This window comes from Mesorhizobium sp. M0676 (assembly GCF_040320535.1).
Taxonomy (GTDB): domain Bacteria; phylum Pseudomonadota; class Alphaproteobacteria; order Rhizobiales; family Rhizobiaceae; genus Mesorhizobium.
In genome coordinates this window covers 203,064-228,562 of record NZ_JAMYPU010000002.1, presented here as the reverse complement: position 1 = coordinate 228,562, position 25,499 = coordinate 203,064, and the positions used below count along the sequence as shown (strand labels likewise).

General features: G+C 63.9%; 21 protein-coding genes. 7 read left to right on the top strand and 14 right to left on the bottom strand.

Annotated features, from left to right (window positions below; genetic code table 11):
- Window positions 1-94: 94 nt before the first annotated feature.
- The 7 genes from NKI35_RS03165 to NKI35_RS03135 all read right to left on the bottom strand — a co-directional run bounded on the left by NKI35_RS03165 (window position 95) and on the right by NKI35_RS03135 (window position 9,707).
- Entirely contained in the window at window positions 95-1,582 is a 1,488-nt protein-coding gene (locus NKI35_RS03165; RefSeq protein ID WP_352738503.1) for a xylulokinase, read from the bottom strand.
- A 20-nt stretch (window positions 1,583-1,602) separates the two neighbouring features.
- Window positions 1,603-2,925 (bottom strand): NAD(P)H-dependent oxidoreductase, encoded by a 1,323-nt coding sequence (locus tag NKI35_RS03160; RefSeq protein WP_352738500.1) that lies wholly within the window; start codon window positions 2,923-2,925, stop codon window positions 1,603-1,605.
- Window positions 2,926-3,086: 161 nt separating this feature from the next.
- Window positions 3,087-4,190 (bottom strand): mandelate racemase/muconate lactonizing enzyme family protein, encoded by a 1,104-nt coding sequence (locus tag NKI35_RS03155; RefSeq protein ID WP_352738498.1) that lies wholly within the window; start codon window positions 4,188-4,190, stop codon window positions 3,087-3,089.
- A 17-nt stretch (window positions 4,191-4,207) separates the two neighbouring features.
- Window positions 4,208-4,915, bottom strand: a complete 708-nt coding sequence (locus tag NKI35_RS03150; RefSeq protein ID WP_352738496.1) for a GntR family transcriptional regulator — start codon at window positions 4,913-4,915, stop codon at window positions 4,208-4,210.
- A gap of 180 nt (window positions 4,916-5,095) precedes the next feature.
- Entirely contained in the window at window positions 5,096-6,250 is a 1,155-nt protein-coding gene (locus NKI35_RS03145) for an efflux RND transporter periplasmic adaptor subunit (RefSeq protein ID WP_023804343.1), read from the bottom strand.
- A 14-nt stretch (window positions 6,251-6,264) separates the two neighbouring features.
- Complete coding sequence (locus tag NKI35_RS03140) at window positions 6,265-9,453, bottom strand: efflux RND transporter permease subunit (protein WP_023735605.1); 3,189 nt, start codon at window positions 9,451-9,453, stop codon at window positions 6,265-6,267.
- Window positions 9,447-9,707 carry a hypothetical protein gene (locus NKI35_RS03135; protein ID WP_023738446.1) on the bottom strand — a complete coding sequence of 87 codons (261 nt, stop codon included), beginning with the start codon at window positions 9,705-9,707 and terminating at the stop codon, window positions 9,447-9,449. Before NKI35_RS03135 ends, NKI35_RS03140 begins: the two co-directional genes overlap by 7 nt.
- 242 nt (window positions 9,708-9,949) lie before the next feature.
- On the opposite strand from NKI35_RS03135, the gene NKI35_RS03130 reads away from it, so the two are divergent.
- Window positions 9,950-10,531: a TetR/AcrR family transcriptional regulator gene (locus NKI35_RS03130; protein WP_023668517.1), complete on the top strand. Its 582-nt coding sequence runs from the start codon at window positions 9,950-9,952 to the stop codon at window positions 10,529-10,531.
- A gap of 439 nt (window positions 10,532-10,970) precedes the next feature.
- Here NKI35_RS03130 and NKI35_RS03125 read toward each other — a convergent pair whose 3' ends face one another.
- The 7 genes from NKI35_RS03125 to NKI35_RS03095 all read right to left on the bottom strand — a co-directional run bounded on the left by NKI35_RS03125 (window position 10,971) and on the right by NKI35_RS03095 (window position 19,081).
- A complete protein-coding gene (locus NKI35_RS03125; protein WP_023701492.1) occupies window positions 10,971-11,993 on the bottom strand; it encodes a LacI family DNA-binding transcriptional regulator in 1,023 nt (340 codons plus the stop codon).
- A gap of 100 nt (window positions 11,994-12,093) precedes the next feature.
- Window positions 12,094-12,888 (bottom strand): ATP-binding cassette domain-containing protein, encoded by a 795-nt coding sequence (locus NKI35_RS03120; protein WP_023668515.1) that lies wholly within the window; start codon window positions 12,886-12,888, stop codon window positions 12,094-12,096.
- Window positions 12,889-12,892: 4 nt separating this feature from the next.
- Window positions 12,893-13,879 carry an ABC transporter permease gene (locus NKI35_RS03115; protein WP_023668514.1) on the bottom strand — a complete coding sequence of 329 codons (987 nt, stop codon included), beginning with the start codon at window positions 13,877-13,879 and terminating at the stop codon, window positions 12,893-12,895.
- Window positions 13,880-13,987: 108 nt separating this feature from the next.
- Window positions 13,988-14,920: a substrate-binding domain-containing protein gene (locus NKI35_RS03110; RefSeq protein ID WP_023687083.1), complete on the bottom strand. Its 933-nt coding sequence runs from the start codon at window positions 14,918-14,920 to the stop codon at window positions 13,988-13,990.
- Between the two features lie 296 nt (window positions 14,921-15,216).
- On the bottom strand, window positions 15,217-16,245 hold the full coding sequence (locus tag NKI35_RS03105) for an ABC transporter permease (protein ID WP_352738493.1): 1,029 nt from the start codon (window positions 16,243-16,245) through the stop codon (window positions 15,217-15,219).
- Window positions 16,242-17,786, bottom strand: coding sequence for a sugar ABC transporter ATP-binding protein (locus NKI35_RS03100; RefSeq protein ID WP_352738490.1), 1,545 nt, complete (start codon window positions 17,784-17,786; stop codon window positions 16,242-16,244). The genes NKI35_RS03105 and NKI35_RS03100 overlap by 4 nt, the downstream gene beginning before the upstream one ends.
- 137 nt (window positions 17,787-17,923) lie before the next feature.
- On the bottom strand, window positions 17,924-19,081 hold the full coding sequence (locus NKI35_RS03095) for a fumarylacetoacetate hydrolase family protein (protein WP_352738488.1): 1,158 nt from the start codon (window positions 19,079-19,081) through the stop codon (window positions 17,924-17,926).
- A gap of 176 nt (window positions 19,082-19,257) precedes the next feature.
- Here NKI35_RS03095 and NKI35_RS03090 point away from each other — a divergent pair, with 176 nt between their 5' ends.
- The 6 genes from NKI35_RS03090 (at window position 19,258) to NKI35_RS03065 (ending at window position 25,425) form a co-directional block, all read left to right on the top strand.
- Complete coding sequence (locus tag NKI35_RS03090) at window positions 19,258-20,535, top strand: NAD(P)/FAD-dependent oxidoreductase (protein ID WP_352738485.1); 1,278 nt, start codon at window positions 19,258-19,260, stop codon at window positions 20,533-20,535.
- 96 nt (window positions 20,536-20,631) lie between these two features.
- A complete protein-coding gene (locus NKI35_RS03085) occupies window positions 20,632-21,513 on the top strand; it encodes an ABC transporter permease (RefSeq protein WP_352738482.1) in 882 nt (293 codons plus the stop codon).
- The gene (locus NKI35_RS03080; RefSeq protein ID WP_502897121.1) at window positions 21,510-22,337 is read left to right on the top strand and encodes an ABC transporter permease; all 828 of its coding nucleotides are present in this window, start codon (window positions 21,510-21,512) and stop codon (window positions 22,335-22,337) included. Before NKI35_RS03085 ends, NKI35_RS03080 begins: the two co-directional genes overlap by 4 nt.
- A 25-nt stretch (window positions 22,338-22,362) precedes the next feature.
- Entirely contained in the window at window positions 22,363-23,469 is a 1,107-nt protein-coding gene (locus tag NKI35_RS03075) for an ABC transporter substrate-binding protein (protein ID WP_023668506.1), read from the top strand.
- Window positions 23,470-23,750: 281 nt separating this feature from the next.
- Window positions 23,751-24,350, top strand: coding sequence for a helix-turn-helix domain-containing protein (locus NKI35_RS03070; RefSeq protein ID WP_023684396.1), 600 nt, complete (start codon window positions 23,751-23,753; stop codon window positions 24,348-24,350).
- Window positions 24,340-25,425 (top strand): ABC transporter ATP-binding protein, encoded by a 1,086-nt coding sequence (locus NKI35_RS03065; RefSeq protein ID WP_023687090.1) that lies wholly within the window; start codon window positions 24,340-24,342, stop codon window positions 25,423-25,425. The genes NKI35_RS03070 and NKI35_RS03065 overlap by 11 nt, the downstream gene beginning before the upstream one ends.
- Window positions 25,426-25,499: the final 74 nt, after the last annotated feature.

The window sequence follows — 25,499 nt, the reverse complement described above, 5'->3', positions numbered from 1 at the left end:
CCCGATGAGTCTAGCATTGGCCGGGCAGGACGCAAAATCGGCAAGCTGGGCAGGTTGGGCATGGGAGCCTCACGCAGGCAAGCTGCGCTTGAACTCAGATCGCACCGAGCCGCGCGTGGATGTCGCGTGTCGCGTGATAGAGGTCGCGGTAGATCGCCTTGCGCGCCCGGTAAGCCGGCACCAGCGTCATATCCGGATCGACACGCCTGGCCGGCGCCGCCGCCATCGCCTTGGCGGCGTCTTCCGGCGAGGCAAACCAGCCGATCGCCGAAGCCGCCAGCATGGCCGCGCCAAGGGCCGCCGCCTCGTTGACCGGCGACACGAACAGCGGCCGCTCCAGCACGCTGGCCATGATCTTCATCAGCAGCGCCGAATTGGTGCCGCCGCCGGCGGCAATCATCTCTCCCGGCTTGCCGCCGCTTTCGGCCTCCATCGCCTCGCTGGCGATGGCTTGCTCCAAAGCGATGCCTTCCAGCGTGGCGCGGAAGAGATGCCTGGGCTCATGGTCGAGCGACAGGCCAACAACGGCGCCGCGCGCCGCGCCATCCCAATAGGGGCTCATGACGCCGGCCCAATAGGGCATGACCAAAAGACCGTCGCTGCCGGCCGCAACATCGACCGCACCCTTCTCCAGTTCTGCCGCGGAAGACGCGCCGGTGGTGCGCACGATCCAGTCGACCAGTTGCATGCCCGAGCGCAGCACGGTTTCCAGCATGAAGCCCGAACCGGTGGGCGAGACCAGCGTGCGAAACGCGTCCGATGTGGTGACTGTGCCGGAATAGCAGCCGCAGACGACACCGGAGCCGAGCGAGAGATAGCTCCTGCCGGCACCATAGACGCCCATGCCGAGACCCATGGCCTGGCCATCGCCGGCGCCGGCGACAATTGGCGTGCCCGCTTTGAGGCCAGTCAGCTGGGCAATGCTTTCGGCAAGGCCGCCGCAGATTTCGCCTGGGCCGATCAGCGCCGGCAACTGCCGTGGCTGCAGCCCTGCAGCCGCCACAAGCTCAGCGTGCCATTCGCCTGTCGCGACATCGAGCAAGCCGAGCGGGTCGGCACTTGCCGTGCTGGTAACCAGCTGTGCGGTCAGCCGGTGAACGAAGAAGCCATGAACATCGACCAGGGCGGCGGCGTTGGCCAGCACCTGCGGCTGGTGTTCCGCCAACCAGGCGATGGCATAGAGCGCCGGCGTCGGATCCGGCGGCTTGCCGCTCCAGTCGCGGATCGCTTCGCGGCCGAGTTCGGCCGACAGCCGGGCGACTTGTGGCCGGGCGCGCTCGTCAAGCCACAGGATCGCCGGGATGAGCGGCGTGCCGGCCTGATCGATCAGGGTGAAGGTCTCGCGCTGATGGGCTATGGCAATTGCCGCCACGCGCGCGGCGCCGACCTTGTCGGCAACCTGCTTCAGCGCACTGATGAGGGCTGCCCACCAATGTTCGGCATCCTGCTCGAAATGGCCGGGCTTCGGATTGGCCAGCGGATAGGCCTCGCGCGCCTGGAACAGCTCCGCGCCGTCGCGGGTGAAGGCGATTGCCTTCACCGCCGTCGTCGAGGCATCGATCCCGATAACGACATCGTCCATCACAGGGAGATCCCGAAGGTTCAGGCGGCGTTGGTCACAAACTGTCCGTCCGACTGGTCGAGACGGCGGCGGATCTGCGTTATCACCATCGAATCGTCGGGTACACAATTTTCATAGGTGAGGAAGTCGCCGGTCTTGACCGGCTTGACCACCTTGGCGCGTTCGGCAATCCCGAGCGGCAGCGCGCCCTTGGCGCGGGCGTCCTCCCAGGTCATGGCGAAGCCGCGATAGTCGTTCTCGCCGATCATGCCGAGCGATTGGCCCGCGCCGAGATCGCTCTTGGCCACCGCCACCGCTTCGGCTACCGGATGGTCGAGGGGCTCCATGTCGGCGCGTTTGTAGACCACGGCGCGCGCCGCCGACAGTGGCACTTCAAGGCTTGTCAGGTGATAGGGACGGTAGATCGTGAAATAGGGGCCCTTGCCGACCTTGAGGTCGACCATGCGCTCCAGCACGCGCGGATGCCTCGTTTCGATGATGCAGAACACGCCGGGCGCCACGCCCTTGCCGATTGAATAGTCGACCACGCCCTTGCGGTGCAGCACGCCGCCATCCTCGCGCGGGCAAAGCACGCTGGCCAGTTCCTCCAGCGTCGCCGTCGGGCCGTGCATGCCCGGCACGTCGGGCACCAGGCCGGTGGCGTTGGCAATCGCCACCATTTCGATCGCGGTCTTGGAGCCGTCGACGAACTCGACCAGCATGCGCGCATTCATGTTGCGCTCGGCCGCTTCCTTCTCGTAGTCGGCGGGCATGGCGTCGATCTTGAGCGGGTTGTTTTTGCCCTTGCCGGCGGCGATGATGTTGAAGCCGAGGCTCTTGGCGAAGCCGATGATCTCCAGCGTGCAGGCGGGTTCGTCGCCGGCCGCACCGGTGTAGACCACGCCGGCCTTGCGCGCTTCCTCCTTGAGGAAGCGGCCGATCGTAATGTCCGCCTCGACGTTGAGCATGACGATGTGCTTGCCGTTCTTCATCACTTCGAGCGCAAACAGCGTGCCGATGTTGGGATTGCCTGTCGCGTCGATGATGACATCAATGCGGCCGGCCGCGGCCAGCGCATGCAGATCTTCGGTGACAGCGATCTTGCCGGCCTCGATGGCGCGGTCGATGGCAGAGGCGTTCGCAGCCTGGACGATGTCGGAGCGGTCATGGCCGGCGAGCAGTGCGGCATCGATCGCCGCTTGCGGGCGCACCTCGGAAATGGCACCGATCCGCATGCCCGGCATCAGCGCCACCTGGACGACGATGTCGGTGCCCATCTGCCCGGCGCCGGCGAGACCGATGGTGATAGGCCCTTGGGTTTCAGCGCGCTGCAGAAGTTCCGCTGCAAATTGCGGATGGGCCATATCGCTTCCTCCAGTCACGACGCGCCGCAGCGTCAAATCATCATTTTGAACATTCCTATTTCCATTTGAAAAATATTTCAACCCGCAAATCGGAGAATGGCTGCAGGACCAAATCTCCCACGGAGGAGTCGTGGGGTGACAGCTTCATGCTGCGCTTGATCTCAGCCGATCTCTAGGAAAGGCTTGCCGAGCAGGTCGGGCACGACATCGACGCCGAGGCCGGGCCCGTCGGGAATGCCCATGTGGCTGCCGGTGACCGGGGGCGCGTTGGAGGCCGTGCGCACCGTCACCCACTCATGGAAGGCGATGGCGTGCAGCCGGCGTTCTTCCGGCGTCGACAGCGACAGATGTGCCATCGCCGCCGTGTCGATCTCGGCGCCGCCCGTATCCTCGACGGTGATCATGAAACCGAGATCGACGGCGACGTCGCGGATTTGCCTTGTCCTGGTTACGCCGCCAAGCCGCGAGATCTTCAGCGTCAGCCCGTCGGCGGCGCCCAGGCGGTGGATTTCCAGCATCGCCTCGAGCGAGATGACGCTCTCGTCCAGCACCATCGGCTTGTCGAGCATGCGGCGCACCGACATGTTCTCCTCAATCGACGTGCAGGGCTGCTCGAACGTGTAGTCGATGCCGCGCGTGGCGTCGGCGAACTGCCGCGCCTGGTAGGGTGTCCAGCCGGCATTGGCGTCGCAGAAAATCACCGTGCCTTTCGGCACGGCCGAAGCGACTGCGCTCACCCGCTCGATGTCTTCATGCACATTGCCGCCGACCTTGACCTGCAGCCGGCGGCAGCCTTCCGCGATGATCCTTTTGGCCAGTGCCGCCATCTGGTCGAGCGTGCCGTGGGTGACGACGCGGTAGGTCTCCGCCATGTCGCTCTCGCGGCCGCCAAGCATGGTCACAAGCGGCACGTCGGCGGCGCGGGCGGCCAGATCCCAGCAGGCCATGTCGAGCGCCGACTTGATGTAGGGATGGTCCTTGAACACCGTATCCATCAGCCGGCCGATGCCGGCGAGGCCACGCGGGTCCTGGCCGATCAGGTGCGGCGCGATCTCGACCACGCCCGCGCGCGTTCCCGCCGGAAAGGCGGCCGAATAGAAATTGCCGAGCGGCGCCATCTCGCCCCAGCCGGTTACGCCGCTGTCGGAGGTGATTGCGACGATCACCGCATCGAAGCAGTCTGCAACCCGCCCCTTGGACATGCGGTAGGGCCCGTCCACGAAGGGCTGCACGACGCGATAGGCCTTGATGGTTTTGATCTGCACTTGTCTGTCCGTTGTCTCTAGGCGTTGAGGAGGGTCAGCCCTTCGATGTTCCGCTGCTCGAGGCCACGCGCATAGGCAAGCAGCTCTTCGAAATCGAGGTCGATATGCTCGCGCGCATGGCGCTGGGCAGCGCGCATGTCGGCGCCTTTCAAAAGCCGCACATAGGTCTCGTGGATATCTTCGGCCGGCACCGGCTCGTTGCGGGCCCGCTGGTGCAGGGCAAAATACATCTGCAGCCGGCTGGTCAGCCGTTGCCAGGTTTCCAGCAGCACCGAGTTGTCGGCCCATTCATAGATCAGCCCGTGCAACTGGAGCGCGGTCTCGATCTGGCGGGTGGTGTCGCGCGCGCGCGTTGCCTGCTTCACCGCCTCGTGGCGGCGATCAAGTTCGTCGAAGAAGCGCTGGTCGCGCAGCTTCCATGTCCGCTCGATGGCGAATTCATCGAGCACCTTGTTCAGCGAATAGGCGTCGTCAATGTCTTTGGCGGTGACATCGATGACGAAGGTGCCGGCATAGGGAATGCTGGTCAGGATGCCTTCCTGCACCAGCTCGCGCATCGCCTCGCGCAACGGCGCACGGCTGACCCGCATCTGCTCGGCGATCCTCAGCTCGTTGAGCTTTTGGCCGGGTTCCAGCTGGCCGGTCAGGATCGCCCGCCGCAACAGCGCAACGATCTCGGCTCGGCGTGTCGTATCCGCGATCGGATTGAAGTCCAGCTTGGCCATTCCGTCAGTCCAGCGAGAGCCGGAAACAGACAAGCAGATTGTCGACAATCCTACAATATGTCTGTTCCGGATTCTTGTGCCTTGCGGTTACTCCAAAAACGGCGTGCGGCGCTCCATAAAAAAACGGCGCCCTCGGCGTGGAAGCCGAAGGCGCCGCAGGACCGGGGCTGATGGGGGTTATCAGCTGGCCGGTTTCTCCTGGGGCAACGGCGAGATCGGCATTCCTGGTCCGATTTTCTGCAGATTGCCCGTTATCACCTGGTCGCCTTCGGCAACGCCGCTGAGGACCGCCACAAGGTCGCCGCTGGTCGCGCCAAGCGAGACGATGCGCTGGTCGACCGTGTTGCCCTTGCCGACGACATAGACATATTTGCCGAGCTGGCTCGAACCCAGCGCCACCTGCGGCACCATCAGCGCGTCGGGCAGCTGCTTGATGTGCAGCCGCACGCGGACATACTGGCCCGGCAGCAGCGAGAACTTCGCATTGCCGATGGTGGCGCGCGCCGTAATCGTGCCGGTCGAGTGGTCGACCGTGTTGTCGATGAAGGTGAGTTCGCCCTTCTGGCTGGCTTCGGTCTCGCCGGGCAGCAGCACCTCGACCTCGATCGGGCCGGCGGCCCGGGCCCGTTCGATTTCGGCCAGGTCCGTCTCGCTCGGATTGAAGGTGACGTAGATCGGGTCGAGCTGCACCAGCGTGTTCAGCACCGTGCCGGCGACGCTGACCAGCGTGCCGACCGAAGCCTGGTTGCGGCCGACGCGGCCGGCAAACGGAGCGTGGATTTCGGCGTAGCTCAAATTGAGCTCGGCCGTCCGCACCGCCGCCTGGTTGACGGCAAGCGACGCTTCGGCCTGACGCAAGGTGCTCGTGCGCTGGTCGAACCCATCCTTGGCCAGATAACCGCTCTTGGCGAGTTCGGAGCCGCGGCCGAGATTGGAGCGTGCATAGTCGAGGCTCGCCTGGTCGCGCTGCACTTCGGCCTTGGCCTGGTCGAGAGCCGCCTTGAAGTCGTCGGGCGAGATTTTGTAGAGCAGATCACCCTGGCGCACGTCCGCGCCGTCCTCAGCCGTCTGCTCCTGCAGATAACCGGGCACGCGGGCCTGCAAGGTGACGCTGCGGATCGCCTCGATGCGGGCGGCGTAGTCGAGATAGATCGGGATCGTCTTCTTGACCACGCTCGTCACCGGCACCGGCATGACGAATGCCGCAGGTGCTGCCGTCGCTGCCGCCGTGCCGGCATTGAGGCTGAGATTGCCCATGTCGAGGAAGTGGACGCTTGCCACCGAGATCGCTCCCAGGGCGACGGCCGTTCCCAAAGCTATTTTCCATTTACGCATTTTGGTCTCCAATTCTATTCGGCTGCTTCGGCCAGGCGCATCGGCGCTGGTTCGGCAGTCGGTTCATTATTGTCCTGGTCATGAGCAGCGTTCGGTTCGCTGCGCACGCGGCCTTCGCGCAGCTGTTCGATGACCGCGTAGAAGACTGGCACGAACACCAGCGACAGGATGGTCGCCGCGACCATGCCGCCAAACACGGTGGTGCCGATCGACTGCCGGCTTGCCGCACCCGCACCCGTCGCAAACATCAGCGGCAGCACGCCGAGGATGAAGGCGAAGGCCGTCATCAGGATCGGCCGCAGCCTCAGCCGCGCGGCTTCCATCGCCGCGTCGACAATGCTCAAGCCTTCCTCGCGCCGCCGCCTTGCAAACTCGACGATCAGGATCGCGTTCTTGGCGGCGAGGCCGATCAGCATGACGAAGCCGATCTGCGAGTAGACGTCGATCTGCATGCCGCGCAGGAACAGGGCTGCGAAGGCGCCGAACAGGGCCAGTGGCACCGCCAGCAGCACCATGAACGGCATCGCCCAGCTCTCATACTGCATCGCCAGGATCAGGAAGACGAAGACGATGGCGAGGCCGAAGACGACCGACGCGATCGATCCTGCCTTGAGCTCCTGGAAGGTGATGCCGGTCCATTCGAAACCGAAATCCCTGGGCAAAGCGGTGGCGGCGGCCCGTTCCATCGCGGCAACCGCCTGGCCCGACGAGAAGCCGGGGGCTGCGCCGCCATTGATCGTGGCCGAGGCGTTGTTGTTGTAGTGCGGCACGGTTTCCGGGCCGACGAACGGCACCAGTTTGCCCAGTGTGCTCAGCGGCACCATGCCGCCGGAGGCGTTGCGCACATAGAGCCGCGAAAGGTCGCCTGCGTCGGCACGTGCATCCTTGTCGGCCTGGATGGTCACCCGGAAGGTGCGGCCGAACAGGTTGAAGTCGTTGACGTAGAGCGAGCCGAGATAGATCTGCAGCGTGTTGAAGACGTCGGGCAGGTTGAGGCCGAGCAGTTTGGCCTTGCTGCGGTCGAGGTCGTAGTTGAACTGCGGCGTCGAGGTCGAGAACGGCGAGAACAGCTGCTGCGGGTTGATTTCCGGCTGCTTGCGCGCCTCGGCGATCACGGCTTGCGTCGCGTCGTTGAGGGCTGAACTGCCTCGCCCGGTGAGGTCCTCGACGACGAATTCGAAGCCGCCCGTGGTGCCGATACCCGGGATCGAAGGCGGATCGAAGGACAGCGCGAAGGCTTCCGGAATCTGCATCAGCTTGCCGCGCACATCGGAGACGAGCTTGGACGCGCTCTGGTCGGGGCCGCGCTCTTCCCACGGCTTCAGGATGGCGAACTCGACAGCCGAGTTCGACTGCGCCGCACTGGTCAGGAAGTTCAGGCCGCTGATCGAGCCGACAATCTCGACGCCGGGTGTTGCCTGCAATATGTCGCGCGCTTTCTGCGCCACCGCATCGGTGCGTTCCAGCGAGGCGCCGTCAGGCAGCTGGATGACGACGAAGAAGTAACCCTGGTCCTCGACCGGAAGGAAGGTCGAGGGCAACTTCTGCCAGACGAAGTAGGTGGCCACCAGGCCGGCCGCGAACAAGCCGAGCATGATCCAGCGCAGCCGGATGAGGATACGCACGCCGTGCGCATAGGCATGCGACAGTCTGTCGAAGCCCGTGTTGAACCAGCGGAACGGGGCGAACTGCGTCTCGCCGCGATGGCGCAGGAAGGCGGCGCTCAGCGCCGGGCTGAGCGTCAGCGAGTTGAAGGCGGATATGCCGACCGAAATCGCCACCGTCAGCGCGAACTGATTGTAGAGCTTGCCGGAGACGCCGGGAATGAAGGCAACGGGCACGAAGACGGCCATCAGCACTGCGGTGGTGGCGATGATCGGTCCGGTGACCTCGGCCATCGCGGCCTTGGTCGCCGCCAGCGGTTTGAGGCCCGCCTCCAATTGTCGCTCGACATTTTCGACCACCACGATGGCGTCGTCGACGACGAGGCCGATGGCCAGCACCATGCCGAGCAGGGAGAGCATGTTGAGTGAGAAGCCCATCATTTCCATGACGACCATCGTCGCCACCAGCGACACCGGAATGGCGATGGTCGGGATGATCGTCGTGCGCCAACTCTGCAGGAAGATGAACACCACGGCCACGACCAGCACCAGCGCTTCGCCAAGCGTGATCAGCACGTCATGCATCGATGCCGACACGAAGCGCGTGGTGTCGTAGTGCATGGCGTAGCTGACGCCCTTGGGGAAACGGGCCGACAGTTCCTGCATCTTGTCCTTGACGTGCTGCTGCAGATCGAGCGCGTTGGAACCGGGCATCTGGTAGACGGCCAGCACCACCGTCGGGTCCTTGCCAAAGAATGCCGACGACGAATATTGCAGCGCGCCGAGCTCGATGCGGGCGACGTCGCGCAGTCGCACCAGCGAGCCGGTGCCGGTGTTGGCGCGCACGACGATGTCGCCGAACTCCTTGGGGTCGCTCAGGCGGCCGACGGCGTTGACCTGCATCTCGAAGGCGGTGCCGGCGGGCGCCGGCGACTGGCCGATCTTGCCGGCCGCCACCTGGACGTTCTGCTCCGAGATGGCGTTCTGGACGTCGACAGCGGTGATGCCAAGATTGGCGAGCTTGTCCGGGTCGAGCCAGACGCGCATCGAATAGCGGCGCTCGCCGAATATCTGGACGTCGCCGACGCCAGGCAGCCGCTTCAGCGGATCGACGACCTGCAGATAGGCGAGGTTGCTCAGCGCCACCGGATCGACCGAACTGTCGGGCGAGGTCAGGTTGACGATGAGGACGAAATTCGGGTTCTGCTTCTTGATCGTCACGCCACCCTGGTTGACGATCGCCGGCAGCGACGAGGCCGCTTGCGAGACGCGGTTCTGGACGTCGACGGCCGCGGTGCTCAAGGAATAGCCGACATCGAAGGTGATGGTGATGGTCGAGGAGCCGTCATTGGAACTCGACGACGACATGTAGGTCATGCCTTCGACGCCGTTGATCTGCTGCTCCAGCGGCGTCGTCACCGTATCGGCGACCACTTGCGCGCTGGCGCCCGGATAATGCGCGCTGACCACGACCTGCGGCGGCGTGATGTCGGGAAACTGCGAAACCGGCAAAAGGAAATAACAAATCGTCCCGGCGAGCACCATGATGATGGCGATGGCCGAGGCGAAGATCGGACGATGGATGAAAAAGTTTACCACGACACGCAAACCTCTTTAGAAGAACCGGCCTCTCTAAAAGAATTGGCAGACCGGGACAGCCGCCGGCTGCGCACCGAACCCGGGTCCTGCAAAAAATACGAAGACGGCGCCGCGCCGCTGAGGCCCTGCTCATCGGCCACTGTCCTCAGCATCGCTTCGAAGGCGCGCGGGTTGACGCGGTCCGCTTTCATCACCAGCCGGATCATCGGATCCAGGATGGCTTCATCGATGGTCAAATCTTTGCGCTGCGACATTGGAGCGTCTCCATTCCAGCGATTCGCATCGGACGATCGCGAACCGGTTTTCATCTCTTCACCGGCCGGAGCCGCTTGACCTGCAATTTTCACCCTTTGTGATCTGGCAGGACCAGTTCACGGCCTTGTAATTGACGGAAGGCCACATAGGTGTTACCAGTAAGTAACATTCGGATAGTTACAGACCGGTAACACCCTAGTCAAGAGGTGAACCGAATTTTTAGGGAGACAAGGAGACTGCGATGGCAGACGGCATTACCGATCGCGTGCGCCCCCGGGACCGAATCCTGGAGACGGCGCAGGACATGTTTCACAAGCATGGCATCAAGGGCGTCGGTGTCGACGCCATCACGGAAGCCGCCGGCACCAACAAGATGACGCTCTACCGTCATTTTGAGTCGAAGGACGAACTGATCGTCCAATGCCTGCGCGCGTCGGCGGCTAAAGGCGCCGCGATGTGGGACCAATTCGAGGCTGAGCATCCCGGCGACAAGCTCGCCCAGTTGCATGCCTGGATTCGCATGGCCGCTGCTTGCCTGGCGGCTGACGGTCGCGGCTGCGACATGGCCAATGCCGCCGCCGAATTGACCGAGCCGGACCATCCCGCCAGGAGCGTGATCAAGGAGCTCAAGAGCGCTCAGCGCGATCGCCTCGTTGCGCTGTGCCGGGATGCGGGCATCGGTCAGGCCGAGCTTCTGGCCGATACGCTGTCGCTGCTGTTCGAAGGGGCGCGCGTCAGCGTGCAGACCATGGGCTGCCAGGGCCCCAGCACGCAGTTCGTGCGCATGGCTGAAGGCCTGATCAGCTCTTTCAGGGCGCGCTGAATTCCAGCTCACCGAGTTTGCAAGGCCCCCTCATCCGGCCGCTTCGCGGCTAGCTCCTCCCCGAGGGGAGAAGAGGCTGGCGCCGGCGCTGATGATCTCCTTTCGCTTTGGCGAGAGGTCGGATTGCAGCGAATTGCTCTTTGCAACTCGGTCTCGGCAATCCGGGTGAGGGGCTTTGGATTTGCCAAGTTTCATTTGGGAATGAAAAAAGCCCGCTGCCGGGAGGAGGTGGCAGCGGGCTCGATTTCGAACGAGATGCGGGAGGAGGTGCACCGCGCTCAGCGTCGGCATCGCATCTGGGAGGAGTAGATGGCCGACACCCAGATGAGTACGGGTTGCCCAATGATTCGGCAACAATGAAAGTTGCATGGCTGCTGTGCAGATTTGCGGCATCTGCCCGACTTGTCATACAAATCGGAAAAACCGCCACGGCGCGAAATCACTGCACCGGCACGTTTTCCTTGAAGATCAGCCGTGGCTCGATGAACTTCTTCGTCAGGTAGGGCGCGGCGGACGCGATCGAGCCGAGCAGGCGGATCACAGATTGCTCCGCGATCAGCCGCGCATTCTGGTCGATGACGACATCGGCGAGGTCGTCAACGAGATAGCCGCGCGTTTCCTTGGTCAGGTCGTGGCAGATGAAGACCGGCTTCTTCTTTGGCTTGGCCTCAAGCAGCGCTCTCGCCACACCTGAGCGCCCGGCGCCGACGCAGTAGATGCCGAGCAGTTCCGGCTCGTTGTGCAGCGCCTGCATCGTTGCGGTGTAGCTGCCCTCCGGTTCGTCATTGATCTCGACCGCACTCGAGACCGTGAGATTGGGGAATTCCTCTGTCAGCACCGACCGAAAGCCCATCTCGCGCTCCTCGTGCCCGCGATAGGAACGCGAGCCGACGACCATCGCCAGATGACCCTGGCGGCCATTGAGGAAGCGCCCCATCAACAGCGCCGCCGTGCGTCCGGCAACCCGGTTGTCGATGCCGACATAGGCCGAACGCGGGGCGGCTGGAACGTCGGAGACCAGCGTGACAAGGCGGATGCCTGCCTCGACCACATCGCGCAATATGTTGCGCGTTCGCGGATGATCGACGGCAATGACGCCGACGCCATTGGCCTTCAGCGACAGATTTTCAACCGCCGCCTGCAGCGCTGCCGGCGAGATGCCGCCGAGATTGTGGATCCGGCACGAGGCGACCAGCGGCAGGCGCGCCGCATAGTCCTCGATGTGCCCGGCGAGGTCGATCATGAAGCCGTTGGCGCCGATCGGCAGGAAGAATTCAAGATGCGCCGGCCGCGACGGCAGTGTCACCTGGTCGACCACGGGCAAATAGCCGAGCTGCTTGGCCGCTTCCATCACCCGCTGGCGGTTGGCGGCACTCGCGCCGGCCCGGTTGTTCAGCACCCGGTCGACGGTCGCGGTCGACAGGCCGCAGCTCCTGGCTATGTCGGCAACGGTGGCTTTCATGGCTGTAGTCATAGAGCATGATCCCGAAAAGTGGGAACCGGGTAACGTCATCCTGATCCAGGAGCGGATGCGTTTCCGTGCCAGACGGCGCGAAGACGGTTCAGCCGTGCGATGGCCCGCCTTCGATGATGGCGTCGCGGATCTCCTTGTCCGACATCCCGGTGATGATGCGTTCGACCTCGGCCACGCTGGTCTTCTTCGGGTCGATGTCGTCGGCCACCACCTTGCCCCGGCGCATGACGACGATGCGGTCAACCACCTGGAAGACATGGTGGATGTTGTGGGCGATGAAGATGCAGGAATGCCCGGAATCGCGCGCGTTGCGCACGAAGCTCAGCACGCCTTGCGTCTCGGCGACGCCGAGATTGTTGGTCGGCTCGTCGAGGATGATCAGGTCGCTGTCGAAGTGCATGGCGCGCGCGATGGCGACGGCCTGCCGCTCGCCGCCGGACAGGGAGCCGATCGGCGTCGTCGGCGGGATGTTCTTGGAGATGCCGACCTGTTTCAGCAGGTCGCGCGCGACATTGTTCATCGCCTCCTGGTCCATGCGGTTCAAAAAGCGCGGCGGTTTGATCGGCTCGCGGCCGAGGAACAGGTTGCGCGCGATCGACAGCTGCGTCACCAGTGCCGAATCTTGGTAGATCGTCTCGATGCCGTGCGCGATGGCGTCGCTGGTGCTGCGCAGATTGACCTTCTTGCCGCGGATGAAAATGTCGCCGCTGGTCAGCGGCACCGCCCCCGACAACACCTTGATCAGCGTCGATTTGCCGGCGCCATTGTCGCCGAGCAGGCCGACGATCTCCCTTTCGTTGACATGAAAATTGGCGTCTTCGAGCGCCTGCACGCGCCCGTAGGACTTTTTGATGTTGGACATGCGGATGAGCGGTTCAGCCATGGTTCTAGGTCCCTGCCTGATGCCGGCGTTCCAGCCATGAGTGCAGCGCCATCATGCCGAGGATGATGGCGCCGATGAAGATGTTGTAGGCCAGCCCGGGCACGCCGATCAGCACGATGCCGTTGCGCATGACGCGCAGGATGAGGATGCCGAGCACGGTGCCGATGATGGTGCCGCGCCCACCGGTCAGCGCCGTGCCGCCGATCACCACCATGGCGATGACTTCGAGCTCGTAGCCGGTGCCGCTGTTGGGGTTGGCGGCCGACGTGCGCAGCGACGAGATGACGCCGGCAAGCGAAGCCATCACCGACGACAGCACGAACAGGCCGATCTTGACGCCGCTGACGTTGACGCCGCGCGCCCTTGCGGCGCCTGGATTGCCGCCGGCTGCCTGGATCCAGTTGCCGGTCCGGCTTTGCGTCAGCACGTAGCCCAGCGCGATGGCCGCCGCGATGAACCAGAAGAGCGACATGTAGATGCGGAACGGGCCGATGAAGAAATCACCGACCAGCGCTTCGGCCAGCCAGCTGCCCTCGGCGCTCCACGTCCGCTGCGGAAAGCCGTCAGTGACGAACAGCGCGGTGCCGCGCACCACCAGCAGCATGCCGAGCGTCACCAGGAAGGATGGGATTTTCAGCTGCGTGACGAACCAGCCATTGACCAGGCCGATGAAGGCCGCGATCAGCAGCGCGGCGAGGAAGCCGACCTCCAGCGAGGTCAGGCCGCTGTTGAACAGCGTCCACATCAGCACCGGCGAAAAGCCGAACAGCGAGCCGACCGAAAGATCGAATTCACCCGACGTCATCAACAGCGTCATCGCCAGCGCGATCAGCCCGAGCTCGACGGTGAAGGCCAGCGTGTTGGAGATGTTCTGCGGCGACAGGAAATCGTGGTTGATGCTCCAGAACACCGCGATTTCGACGATGAGCAGAACGAAGGGCCCGAATTCCGGCCTCGCGATCAGGCGTTGGATGAGCGAACGGTTTTCCACTGATAACCTGCGACAGGAAGGGGAAGGCTGAGCCCCGCGCGCAACGCGAAGGGCTCGGCGAAAGACAGTCGCGACCGCGGCTGCGGCCGCGACTGTTGAAGGTCTGGGTTATTTGCCGGACAGGATGTCGTCGTAGACCTGCGCGGTGTCCTTTTCATAGAGCGCGCCGGTGATGACGTTGAAGCCCGGAGGAATGCCTGACGCCGCCATGTTGGCCAGCGACAGCGCGACGTAGCTGGTCGCCTGCGGGTCCTGCCACTGGCCGGCATTGACGTAGCCGGTCAGCACTTCCTGGGTGGTGTCGAGCGAGTTGCCCCAGCCGACGACCGGGATTTCGCCCGGCTTGATGCCGGCCTGGTCGAACACCCGCTTGATCGAGCCGGTGACCAGATCGCCGAGGCCGATGATTGCCTTGACCTTGGCCTTGTTCGCGGTGAGATAGTCGACCATGCGGTTGATGGCTTCGGCCTGGTCGAGCGTCGCTTCGGTGATCTCATAGGTGATCCCCAGCGGTTCGAAGACGCTCTTGATGCCTTCCTCTTCCTGGACGCCGTAGGTGGCGCCGGGGATTTCGACCGGCATCCAGACGAAGTCGCCCTTCTTCACCAGACCCTTGTCGACCAGATATTGCGCCCAGTGCTTGCCGAAGGTGACGTTGTCGCCGCCGACATAGGCGTCGAAGCTTGCCTTGGGATCGGGCGTGTTGAAGTTGATGATCGGGATCTTGGCCGTGTTGGCTTCCTTGGCGATTTCGATCAGGCTGCCCGGATCGGGGCTGGTGGTGACGATGCCGTCGGCCTTTGCCGAGATCGCGGCGCGCACGGCCTCTTGCTGCGAGGCAACGTCGCCATTGTGGAACGAGGTGTTGACGGTGTTGCCGGTGTCCTTCGCCCATTGCTTGGCGCCGGCCAGGAAGTAGGTCCAGACCGGGTCGGCCGGGCCGCCATGCGAAATCCAGTAGAACGTCTTGGCCTGTGCCGCCGCCGGAACGGCCAGCGCCACAATCAAGCCAAGCACGAGTAATCGTAGCCTCGTCAGCATTTGCTTTCCTCCCATGTTGAAAAACGACCTCCACGTCCGGCGATGATCCGGGCCATGCCCTTGATCCTCTCCTCCTGCCAGCGCCGACCCGGATGCGCAGAGCATCTTCTTTTGCGGCCCATGGCAAGCCTCCATCCGCCCAATGGAAGGTGGCGCGATGCAACGCGCCATCATCGATCCCATCAGATCGCATCAGTTAGAGGGCAATTCCAGGAAAAGTGTGAAACGGTTTTCCGTCCGGAATTGCGTCAACCAAGAGATAGAGATATTTCCCGGCAAGCAGGCGGGGCTTAAACTCAGGCGCGCGGATTTTCCTGAAAGCGCTCGGCCTGGCGGATGCGCAGCACCTTGTCCAGCCGGTCGAGCGCGAGCGCCAGCACCATCACCGCGCCGATCACGAAGGGGCTCCATGCGGCGTCGATGCCGAACAGGGTCACGCCGCTCAAGATGACCTGGACGATCAGCATGCCAATCACCGCACCGAAGACGGTGCCGCGCCCGCCGGAAAGCGAGGTGCCGCCGATGATCGCCGCGGCAATCGCCATCAGCACGAAACCGCCGCCTTGGTCGACGTCGGTAACGGGAGAGCCAAGCCACAGCGCGCCCGCCAGCCCCGAGACGATGCCCATCAGCACCAGCGTCTGCAGCCGCACAGCACCTGTCGGGATGCCGGCATAGAGCGCCGCCTGCGGATTGCTGCCGACGGCCTGGATCCGGTAGCCGAAGCGGCTGCGGTGAAGCACGAGGTGCATCACCACCGCCATTGCGACGAAGACAAAGACAGCCGTCGGCACAAGGCCGAACAGCTTGCCGTGAACGATCTCAAAGAAGTCGCCGCCTGGGCTGGCCGGAGCTGTCGCTTGCATCTTGACGGCCACCGCCGCCAGGCCCCGGAACATTGCAAAGGTGCCCAGCGTAACGACGATGGCCGGCAGTCGCAGCGCCACCACCAGCAGGCCGTTGACGAGGCCGAGCCCGGCGCCGAGCAGCACGCCGGCAAGGGCGGCAAGCCACGGGTCGATGCCGGCGGCCAGAAGGAATGCGGTGAGAAGGGCCGCGAGATGGAATATCCAGCCGACGGAAAGGTCGATCTCTCGGAGTGCGAGCACGAACACCATGCCGATCGCCAGCATGCCGGGATACGCAGCGGTTTCCAGCAACGACAGCACATTGGCCTCATCGAGGAAATCCGGCCGGGCAAAGCCTGTAATCGCCACCAGGACAACGAGCCCGATGAGCGGCCTGAGTTCGACGGGCAGGCGAAGGCTGCGCTTCGGGTGGGCAGCCGAACCGGCAAGCTGCAGCGTGGGATCCAATCGTGTCATGCCATGGCTCCCACGAGTTTCTTTTTCGTCCGCTCCGCCTCCGGCATCTCGCCGGTGGTGGTCAGTTGCAGCACTGTCCTTCGCTTCATCTCGGCGCCGGACAGCTCGCCGGCGACCCGGCCGCGGTGGAAGACAAGGACGCGGTTGCTGAGGTTGGTCAGTTCGGACGGCTCGACCGAACGCAGCAAAACGATACAGCCATTGGCTGCCATCTGCCGGATCAGCGCATAGATCTTGCGCTTGGCAGCCGCCTCGATACCGCCAGCCGGATTGTCTAGGAGCAGCACTTGCGGCGCCGTCTCCAGCCATTTGGCGATTACGATCTTCTGCTGATCGCCGGCCAGCAGCGAATTCACCGGCGCGTCCGGCAGGCCCTTGATGCGCAGCACATCGATCTGCCTTGCGGCGGCGGCGATCGCGGCCTTGGGCGAGTAGCGGCGCGCCCCCCAGTTGCGGGCGCCGGTAGCGACGTTGCCTATGTTGAAGGCCAGCGACCGGTCGGGCATCAGGCCGTTGCACAGGCGGTTGGCCGGCACCAGGCCGATGCCGCGCCGCGCCGCTTCGGTCGGATTTCCAGGCAAGCCGTAGCCGTCGGGGAGCCGCACCCTGCCGCTTTGCGCCTTGCGCAGGCCAAACAGCATCTCGAACACGTCTTCAACGCCTGACCCCTCAAGCCCGGCCAAGCCGAGGATCTCGCCGGAGCGGGCGGTGAAGCTGACGCCGGAAATCCGGCCGCCGCTCAGACCCTCCACCGTGATCCGCGGCCTTATCGTGCTGGCATTGGCCGGCAGTGCAGGCGGGAACAGGCTGTCGCGCTGCTGGCCGATCATGGCGTCGATCACATCGGCTTCGCTCAACGCCGCGCGCTCACTTGTCAGCACGTCACGGCCGTTGCGCATCACGGTGACGTGGTCTGCGATCGCAAACACATCCTCCAGCCGGTGCGAGACATAGAGCACGCTCGTGCCCTTGGCCTTGAGGTCACTTAGTACGGTGAACAGGTGCTCGGTCTGGCGCCGGTCGAGCGCAGAATTCGGTTCATCGAGGATCAGCAGCCTCGGACCTTCCAGAATTGCGCGGCCGAGTTCGACATATTGCCGTTCGCCCATGCCGAGTTGTCCCACAGGAGCGTGGACATCGACGTCGAGCTTGAGTTGCCGAAGCAAGGTGCGGCTGCGTGCCTCCATCTCGCGCCTGGAGACAAAGCCGTTGCGCAACGGCTCGCGATTGACGAACAGATTGGCCAGCACCGAGCGGTCGGCAAACAGGCTGAGCCCCTGGTGGACGACGCCGAAGCTGTGCTTGCGTGCAGCGATCGGGCTGTCGACGGTGACTATCTGGTCGCCGACACGGATGGTGCCGCTGTTGGGCCGGAGCACGCCGGCAAGCACCTTCACCAGCGTCGACTTGCCGGCGCCGCTTTCACCGACGATAGCATGGATCGTCGCCTGTCCGACAGACAGGTTCATATCCCTTAGCGCGAAAACGCCGCCATAACGCATGGCGAGATTGCGCACCGATATCATCGGCAAACCGAGCATGCGATTCGGCCCCCACAGACCGCGCCCCGATCCTGGAGCGAATTTCCGATACAGTCACCCGGATTCCGCTAACAAACGGCTTACGAATCCCGGACAGGAACGTTTACCGGCTAGCCGTTCGTCCCGCTGATCCGAAATCAGATCAGGTCGGCCTTGGCGAGGTCCCGCATGAGATGGCTGGCGCCGTAGGTCCAGTGCGGGCAATCGGGCGACAGAAGCACCCGGTTGACCAGCGCGCCGAATTTCTCCGACGAGATGGTGACGATGTCACCGACCTTGTGGGTGAATCCCTTGCCCTTCTCGCCGCGATCCTTCGACGGCACGAACATGGTGCCGAGATAAAGCGCCAAGCCGTCGGGATACTGGTGGTGCGGCCCCATGGCGGCCGCGACCAGTTCTTCGGGCGAACGGCTGATCTCGGCCATCGAGCTCGCGCCCTCCAGCGAAAACCCGTCCTCGCCCTCGACCTTCAGCCGCACCGTGGCGCGCTTCACTTCGTCGATCGAAAATGTTGCGTCGAACAGCCGGATGAAGGGCCCAAGCGAGGCCGAGGCATTGTTGTCCTTGGCCTTGCCGAGCAGCAGCGCCGAGCGTCCCTCGACGTCGCGAAGATTGACGTCGTTGCCGATGGTGGCGCCGACGATCCTGCCGGTGCTGGCGGCGATCATGGCGATCTCCGGCTCGGGGTTGTTCCAGGTGGAGACAGGATGCAGCCCGACATCGGCGCCGAAGCCGACGGACGCCATCGGCTGGCATTTGGTGAAGATCTCGGCGTCAGGGCCGATGCCGACTTCCAGATATTGCGACCAGGCGCCGCGCTGGATGAGCTTGGCCTTGATCTCCATCGCTTCGGGTGAGCCGGGCTTCAGCTTCGACAGATCGTGGCCGATCAGCCCGGCAATGTCGGCGCGGATGGCGTCGGCCTTTTCCGCCGAGCCGCGCGCCTGCTCCTCGATGACGCGTTCGAGCAGGCTGACCACGAAGGTCACGCCCGACGCCTTCACCGCCTGCAGGTCGACAGGCGAGAGCAGATAGGGTTTTGCCGGATCGCGGGTGGCCTGAAAACTGTTGGCGGCGATCGCGTCGAGCGAGCCGATCGGTTCGCCCTTGGCAGAGCGCACGTGTCCGGCCGGATCGACCATCTCGCAAATGTCGCGCACGGTGGGTGCGGTGGTCGAGGTGATGTTGAAAACAATGCCGTCGCGCACGGTGACCACCAGCGGATGCGAGGCATCGCTTGCCCTGGCTCGGCCGATGAAGAGCCCGTCGGCGGGAAGCTGCGTTGGGTTCGTCATGGCTTACGGTCCTTTGATGATCGAGATGGCAGCTGGGCCGCTGCACTTTCACCGGATTCACGCCAAAGGTCTATCCCGTGGCGCAGGCAATTGTCGGTTCTGACATGAGGCCCGCTCTTTCAAAAAAATGAAACTGGCACTAGAATTTTCATTTTCCGCATACTCCAGGTGAAGCCTTGCCCGCACCGTTTTCCGTTCCGATCTGGCAGAAGCCGCAGACCGCATCCGCCTTCCAGTCGCTCGTCACTGCGCCGGTCGACGTTGCCATCGTCGGCGGCGGCTTCATGGGCCTGTCGACCGCCTTGCACGCGGCCCGGCTCGGTCTCGGTGTACAGGTGCTGGAGGCTGGCGAGATCGGCCAGGGCGCCTCGGGCCTCAATGGCGGCCAGGTCATTCCCGGCCTGAAATATGATCCCGAATGGCTGCTCGAGCATTTCGGCCCCGAGCGTGGCCAAGCGCTGGTCGATTTCGCCGCCTCGACGGCGGATACGGTGTTCGATCTCATCCAAGACGAAAAGCTGGCGGTGCCGTTCACCCGCAATGGCTGGATCCAGGCCGCGCATACCGAAACCGCATTGAAAGCGGCGGCGAACAGGGATCGTCAATGGCGGGCGCGTGGCGCCGATGTCCGGCTTCTGAATGAAAGCGAGATCGCCGCTATGACCGGCGCGCAAGGCTATCTCGGCGGCTGGCTCGACCGCCGCGCCGGTATCATCGATCCGCTCGCCTATACAGTGGAACTGGCGCGCATCGCCGCCGCCGCCGGCGCCAGCATTGCCGAGCGGCAGAAGGTGGTGAAACTCCGCAAGGAGGCCGGCCTTTGGCGTGTCTCAACCGAAAGCGGCGCCGAGGTGCGGGCGAAAGCGGTTGTCCTGGCGACGAACGCCTATACCGATGGACTGCTTCCGGGCCTCGCGGAAACGATCGTGCCGCTGCATTCCTTCCAGGTCGCGACCGCGCCGCTGTCATCCAACCTTGCGGCGACGATCCTGCCGGAAGGGCAGGCGGTGTCCGACTCCAGGCGCATTCTCGTCTACTACCGCAAAACAGCCGACGGCCATCTGGTGCTTGGCGGCCGCGGCCGCATGGCGCGGCCGAGGAGCGAGGCCGACTGGGCGCATCTGCAGCGCGCGCTGGTGCGGCTCTATCCGGCCTTGACCCATATCTCGATCGAGAAACGCTGGTTCGGTCGTGTGGCGATGACGCCGGATCACCTGCCGCACATCCATGAGCCGGAAAAGGGCCTGCTCGCCGTAGTTGGTTGCCAGGGCAGGGGCGTCGGCCTGATGACCGCGCTGGGAAAACGCATGGCGGGCTACCTCGCGGGCGGCGATGTCAATCAATTGCCGTTCCCGCTGTCGCCGGTCCGGCCGATTCCGTTCCACGCCTTCCGCCAGGTCGGCGTCGCCGCGACCATCGCCTGGTACCGGATGCTCGACGCCTTCGAGCGCTGATTGGGCGCCGGTCGCCTAGGCCTCGTGGATTCAGCTTGACAGTTTCACAAATATGAAAAAAGCTAAGCCGATTTCATATTTCCGTTGAGCAGTCCGATGTCGAGCATCGTTGCAACAGAAGCGCCGGCAGGGTCGTCCCGAGGCTTCCGCTTCGCCATGTTGCTGCCGGGCGGGCTGGTCACCTTGTTCCTGATCCTGTTTGCCCTTGGCCTTGTGCTCTTCCTCTCACTTCGCGGCAATGACGGTTCGCTGCTCGGCGCCGGCTTCACGGCAGGCAACTTCATCACCGTGGTCTCCGATCCGCTCTACTGGACGGTGACGCTGCGCTCGCTGGTGATCGCCGGCCTGGTGACGCTGGCGACCGTCGTCACCGCCTATCCCGTCGCCTACTATCTCGCTTTCTATGCCGGCCGCCGCCGCAGCCTGCTTTTGTTTCTGGTGACCCTGCCGTTCTGGACCAGCTATCTCCTGCGCGTCTTCGCCTGGAAGATCGTGCTCGCCTACAACGGCGTCTTGAACTCGGCGCTGATCGAAAGCGGCATCTGGTCGGAGCCGACGCTGGCCTTCCTCAACACGCCGGCGGCGGTGGTCGTAACGCTGGCGCATGCCTATGCGCCCTTCGCCATCCTGCCGATCTATGTGGCGCTGGACACCATCCCGAAATCACTGCTCGAAGCCGCCTCCGATCTCGGCGCCAGACCGTTCACGGCGTTTCGCCGCGTCGTCTTGCCCAATTCGATGCCGGGCGTTCTGGCGGCCGCCCTCGTCGTCTTTGTGCCGACGGTCGGCGACTATGTCACCCCGGCCATGGTCGGCGGTCCCGCCAGCACCATGATCGGCACATTGATCCAGTCGCAGTTCGGCAAGGCCAATGACTGGCCGTTCGGGGCGGCACTTTCAGTCTGCGTGATGCTGGTCATCCTCTGCGTGGTGCTGGTCGCACGCGGCGCCGACCGCAGATTCGGCAGCCGCACATGAGCGCCGCGCGGAGAGATGATGGCCGCGGCTGGCTCGGCGTCTATGTGCTTGCCTATCTCGTCTTCCTCTATCTGCCGGTGCTGTTGATCCCGCTGTTTTCCTTCAACAACTCCATCCAGGCCGCGTTTCCGCTGCAGGGCTTCACGCTCGAATGGTATGCCACGCTCTATGGCAATCCGGCGCTGTCCGGCGCGCTTTTGAACAGTCTCGTCATTGGCGTCGTGGCCGCCGCCGGCGCCACGCTCTGCGGCATCACCGTCTCCTATATGGACCTCTACGGTCGTTCGCCGCTCGCCGCCACCATCAGCGCCATCTCCAGGCTGCCGATCCTGATCCCCGGCGTCATCGTCGGCATATCGTTGCTGATCCTCGTCAATCTCATCGGCCTCGGCCCGTCGCGCATCGCCATCGTTCTCGGCCACATACTGGTGGCGCTGCCGACCACCGTGGTGATCATGCGCAGCCGGTTTGCCGCCATTCCGAAAACCATTCGCGAGGCCGCACTCGATCTCGGCGCTTCCGACTGGACGACCTTCCGGCGCGTGATGCTGCCGCTCTCGCTGCCGGCCATCGTCTCGGCCTTCATGCTGGCCTTTCTGATTTCCTTCGACGAGTTCATCGTCGTCTTCTTCCTCGCCGGCACCGAGCCGACGCTGCCGCTCTACATCTGGAGCCAACTGCGTTTTCCTCGCTCGCTGCCGACCGTGATGGCGCTGGGGACAGCTATCCTTGCTGTGTCCGTCATCATCGCCGGCATCGCCGAAATCCTGCGCCATCACGGGCTGAGCACAGCCCGTCGGACGGCGCCCACCAGTCCAGCCTGAACCATAACAAAAGAGGAGAACCGAAATGGCATTCGACCCGAAATCAATTACCGGGCTGAAATCGATCACTGGCCCGAAATCGATCACTGCAAAGACAGCCCGCACCGGGCTTGCCGCGCTTGCAATCGTCCTGTCGTCGACTGTCGCCTTCGCCGCCGACAAGCTGCAATATTTCACTTGGTCCGGCTATGAACTGCCAGACTTCAACAAGAGCTTCCTGACGGCCCATCCCGATGGCGTCGAGGCCTCGATCTTCGGCGACGACGACGATGCCTTCACCAAGGTCAAGGCCGGCTTCCGCCCCGATATCGCCCATCCCTGCTACGACAAGGTGGCGCGCTGGAACAAGGAAGGCCTGCTGCAGCCGATCGATACCAAGCGCATCAAGAACTGGGATTCGATCTTCCCGGTGTTCAAGAACCTGCCCGACATCCAGGCCGGCGACGGCAAGGTCTGGATGGTGCCGTGGGACTGGGGCAACACCTCGATCCTCTACCGCACCGATCTGGTGAAGAACCCGGAAGCGAGCTGGAACCTTCTGTGGGACAAGCAATATGCAGGCCGCATGGCGACCATCGATGCCGTGCATGACACGCCGATCGTTGCAGCACTTCTGGCCGGCGTAAACCCCTTCGATATGACGCCGGAGCAGATGGACAAGGTGGCGGAAAAATTGCGCGAGCAGCGTCCGCTGCTCTCCAACTACACCACCGACATGACCTCGGTCGAACAGGCGCTGGCCAGCGGCCAGCTGGTCGCCGCCATGACCTGGAACGCGTCGGCAACCTCGCTGAAGAAGCAGGGCGTGCCGGTCGAGTTCATGAAGCCGAAGGAGGGCATGCTGACCTGGGCCTGCGGCTTCGTCATGCTCAAGGACGCCAAAAACGTCGACCTCGCCTATGACTTCATCAACAGCCGGCTCGACGCCGACTCGGGTAAGTACCTGATCCAGGCCTACGGCTATGGCAGCTCGCTGAGCACCGCCTTCGCCGGCGTGGCGAAGGACGAACTGGACAAGCTGCAATTGCCGGCGGACCCGGAGGTGATGCTGAAGACCACCATCTTCACCGGCCCGATGAAGCAGAACGACGATGTGGCGAAGATGTTCGAGAAAGTGAAGGCGGGCGGGTGAGGGATCCATCGCCGACGGTTGCGCTGCCCCTCACCTGCCTGCCGGCATCCTCTCCCCGTATAGAGACGGGGAGAGGGGCGCTGTCACCAGCGATTTCGCAAACCGCAAACGTTGCAGAAATGGCGCCGAGTTTGCGACCAGCCGCTTTCTCCCCATCACTATACGGGGAGAAATGTCCGGCAGGACAATGAGGGGCAGCGCCGACGGCAGGTAATTGTGACTAATCTCCTGAAGCCCGCGGGTCTTGCCGCCGCGCCGAAGACTGCAACAAGGACCAACTGATGGACATGCTTGAAGCGAAACCAAAGGCCGACGCCGACATTCGCGTCGGCCGGCGCGTGCGGGCGCTGCGGCTGGAGCGCAATTTGTCGCTGGCCGAGCTTGCGGCAAAAGCCGGCGTGTCGATTGGGGCGCTGAGCCAGATCGAGCGCGGCCTGTCTTCGCTGCGCGTCAAGGTGATCTGGCCGCTTGCGGCCGCGCTCGACATCGAGCCTTCGGCGCTGATCACCGACGGCAACGAAGCCGCCAACGATCTCTATTGCGTGCGCGCCGACAAAAGGCGGCAGCTCCCGGTCAAGTCGGAAGGCATCGCCAAGGCGCTGCTGTCGCCGCCGGGCGCGGCGCTGACCGGCCTCTTGGTGACCGTGGAAGCCGATGGCGGCACGGCGGAAGCCTATGCGCATATCGGTCACGAGTTCGGCTATGTCCTGTCGGGCGAGGTCGAACTGGTGGTGGACTCGACAAAATACGTGCTGAAGAGCGGCGACTCCTTTGCCTTCAAGAGCACGCTTCTGCACGCCTTCCGCAATCCCGGCACCGAGCCTTGCCAGATCCTCTGGGTCAACACCACCAAGCCGTCCGAGGTTCGCGATGGCGCCTGATGCGCTGGTACGCCTGGACACGGTCTCGAAGGTTTTCCCCGGCGGCATTGTCGGGCTCGACGCCGTCGATCTCGACATTATCAGCGGCGAGTTCATCACCCTGCTCGGGCCCTCGGGCTGCGGCAAGACCACCAGCCTGCGCGTCATTGCCGGTTTCGAGAGCCCGTCGAGCGGCAAGGTGCTGCTCGATGGTCGCGACATCACCGCGCTCAGGCCGTTCGACCGTCCCGTCAACACCGTGTTCCAGGATTATGCGCTGTTCCCGCATATGAACGTCGCCGAGAATGTGGGCTTCGGCCTGTCGCTGCGCAAACTGTCCGGCGCCGAGCAGGCAAAGCGCGTCCGCGAAGCCCTCGACATGGTCGGCCTCGCCGACAAGCTCGGCGCCCGCGTTTCCGAACTGTCGGGTGGCCAGCGCCAGCGCGTCGCGCTCGCCCGAGCCATAGTCTGCGAGCCGCGCGTTCTGTTGCTCGATGAACCGCTGTCGGCGCTCGATGCGCATCTGCGCGAACAGATGCAGGTCGAACTGAAGCGGCTGCAGTCGCGGCTCGGCACCACCTTCGTCATGGTCACCCACGACCAGACCGAAGCGCTGTCGATCTCCGACCGCATCGTCGTCATGAACAAGGGCCGCATCGAGCAGATCGCGCCGCCGGCTACGCTTTACGACCGGCCGGCGACGAAATTCGTCGCAAGCTTCATCGGCACCATGAACCTCTTGCAATCGCGCTTCATCGGCCGCGACGGCGACCGCCTGCGCTTCGCCGCTGGCGGGCTTTCGCTGGAAGCAACATCTGAAACCGGCGACACACCCGGCGAAGGCACTGAGCGCACCATCGGCGTTCGCCCCGAGGACTTGCTGGCCACCACCGATGCCGCCGCCGGCACCGCGCCGGCGCGCGTCAACTCCATCGTCTTCCACGGCCGCACGCTGCGGCTGCATGCTGAGCTGGGGCAGGGATTGCCGGTGGTGATCGATGCGCCGCGCCAGGCCGAGGGCTTTCAATTCAGCGTCGGCGACGTGGCGCATATCAGCCTGCGCCGTGGTGCCAACTGCCCTATGCTGCCAAGCTGATCCAACCCAATCCCTTCATCGACGGTTGGATTTAACCTGCTGTGAAGATCGCCAAGGTGGAATTAAGTGTGAAT

Coding starts and splice junctions, on each gene's coding strand:
- NKI35_RS03165 (WP_352738503.1), bottom strand. CDS start 1,582: ATGGACGATGTCGTTATCGGGATCGATGCCTCGACGACGGCGGTGAAG.
- NKI35_RS03150 (WP_352738496.1), bottom strand. CDS start 4,915: ATGGCCAAGCTGGACTTCAATCCGATCGCGGATACGACACGCCGAGCC.
- NKI35_RS03160 (WP_352738500.1), bottom strand. CDS start 2,925: ATGGCCCATCCGCAATTTGCAGCGGAACTTCTGCAGCGCGCTGAAACC.
- NKI35_RS03145 (WP_023804343.1), bottom strand. CDS start 6,250: ATGCGTAAATGGAAAATAGCTTTGGGAACGGCCGTCGCCCTGGGAGCG.
- NKI35_RS03125 (WP_023701492.1), bottom strand. CDS start 11,993: ATGAAAGCCACCGTTGCCGACATAGCCAGGAGCTGCGGCCTGTCGACC.
- NKI35_RS03095 (WP_352738488.1), bottom strand. CDS start 19,081: ATGACGAACCCAACGCAGCTTCCCGCCGACGGGCTCTTCATCGGCCGA.
- NKI35_RS03135 (WP_023738446.1), bottom strand. CDS start 9,707: ATGTCGCAGCGCAAAGATTTGACCATCGATGAAGCCATCCTGGATCCG.
- NKI35_RS03120 (WP_023668515.1), bottom strand. CDS start 12,888: ATGGCTGAACCGCTCATCCGCATGTCCAACATCAAAAAGTCCTACGGG.
- NKI35_RS03085 (WP_352738482.1), top strand. CDS start 20,632: ATGTCGAGCATCGTTGCAACAGAAGCGCCGGCAGGGTCGTCCCGAGGC.
- NKI35_RS03110 (WP_023687083.1), bottom strand. CDS start 14,920: ATGCTGACGAGGCTACGATTACTCGTGCTTGGCTTGATTGTGGCGCTG.
- NKI35_RS03100 (WP_352738490.1), bottom strand. CDS start 17,786: ATGCTCGGTTTGCCGATGATATCGGTGCGCAATCTCGCCATGCGTTAT.
- NKI35_RS03065 (WP_023687090.1), top strand. CDS start 24,340: ATGGCGCCTGATGCGCTGGTACGCCTGGACACGGTCTCGAAGGTTTTC.
- NKI35_RS03075 (WP_023668506.1), top strand. CDS start 22,363: ATGGCATTCGACCCGAAATCAATTACCGGGCTGAAATCGATCACTGGC.
- NKI35_RS03080 (WP_502897121.1), top strand. CDS start 21,510: ATGAGCGCCGCGCGGAGAGATGATGGCCGCGGCTGGCTCGGCGTCTAT.
- NKI35_RS03070 (WP_023684396.1), top strand. CDS start 23,751: ATGGACATGCTTGAAGCGAAACCAAAGGCCGACGCCGACATTCGCGTC.
- NKI35_RS03105 (WP_352738493.1), bottom strand. CDS start 16,245: ATGACACGATTGGATCCCACGCTGCAGCTTGCCGGTTCGGCTGCCCAC.
- NKI35_RS03130 (WP_023668517.1), top strand. CDS start 9,950: ATGGCAGACGGCATTACCGATCGCGTGCGCCCCCGGGACCGAATCCTG.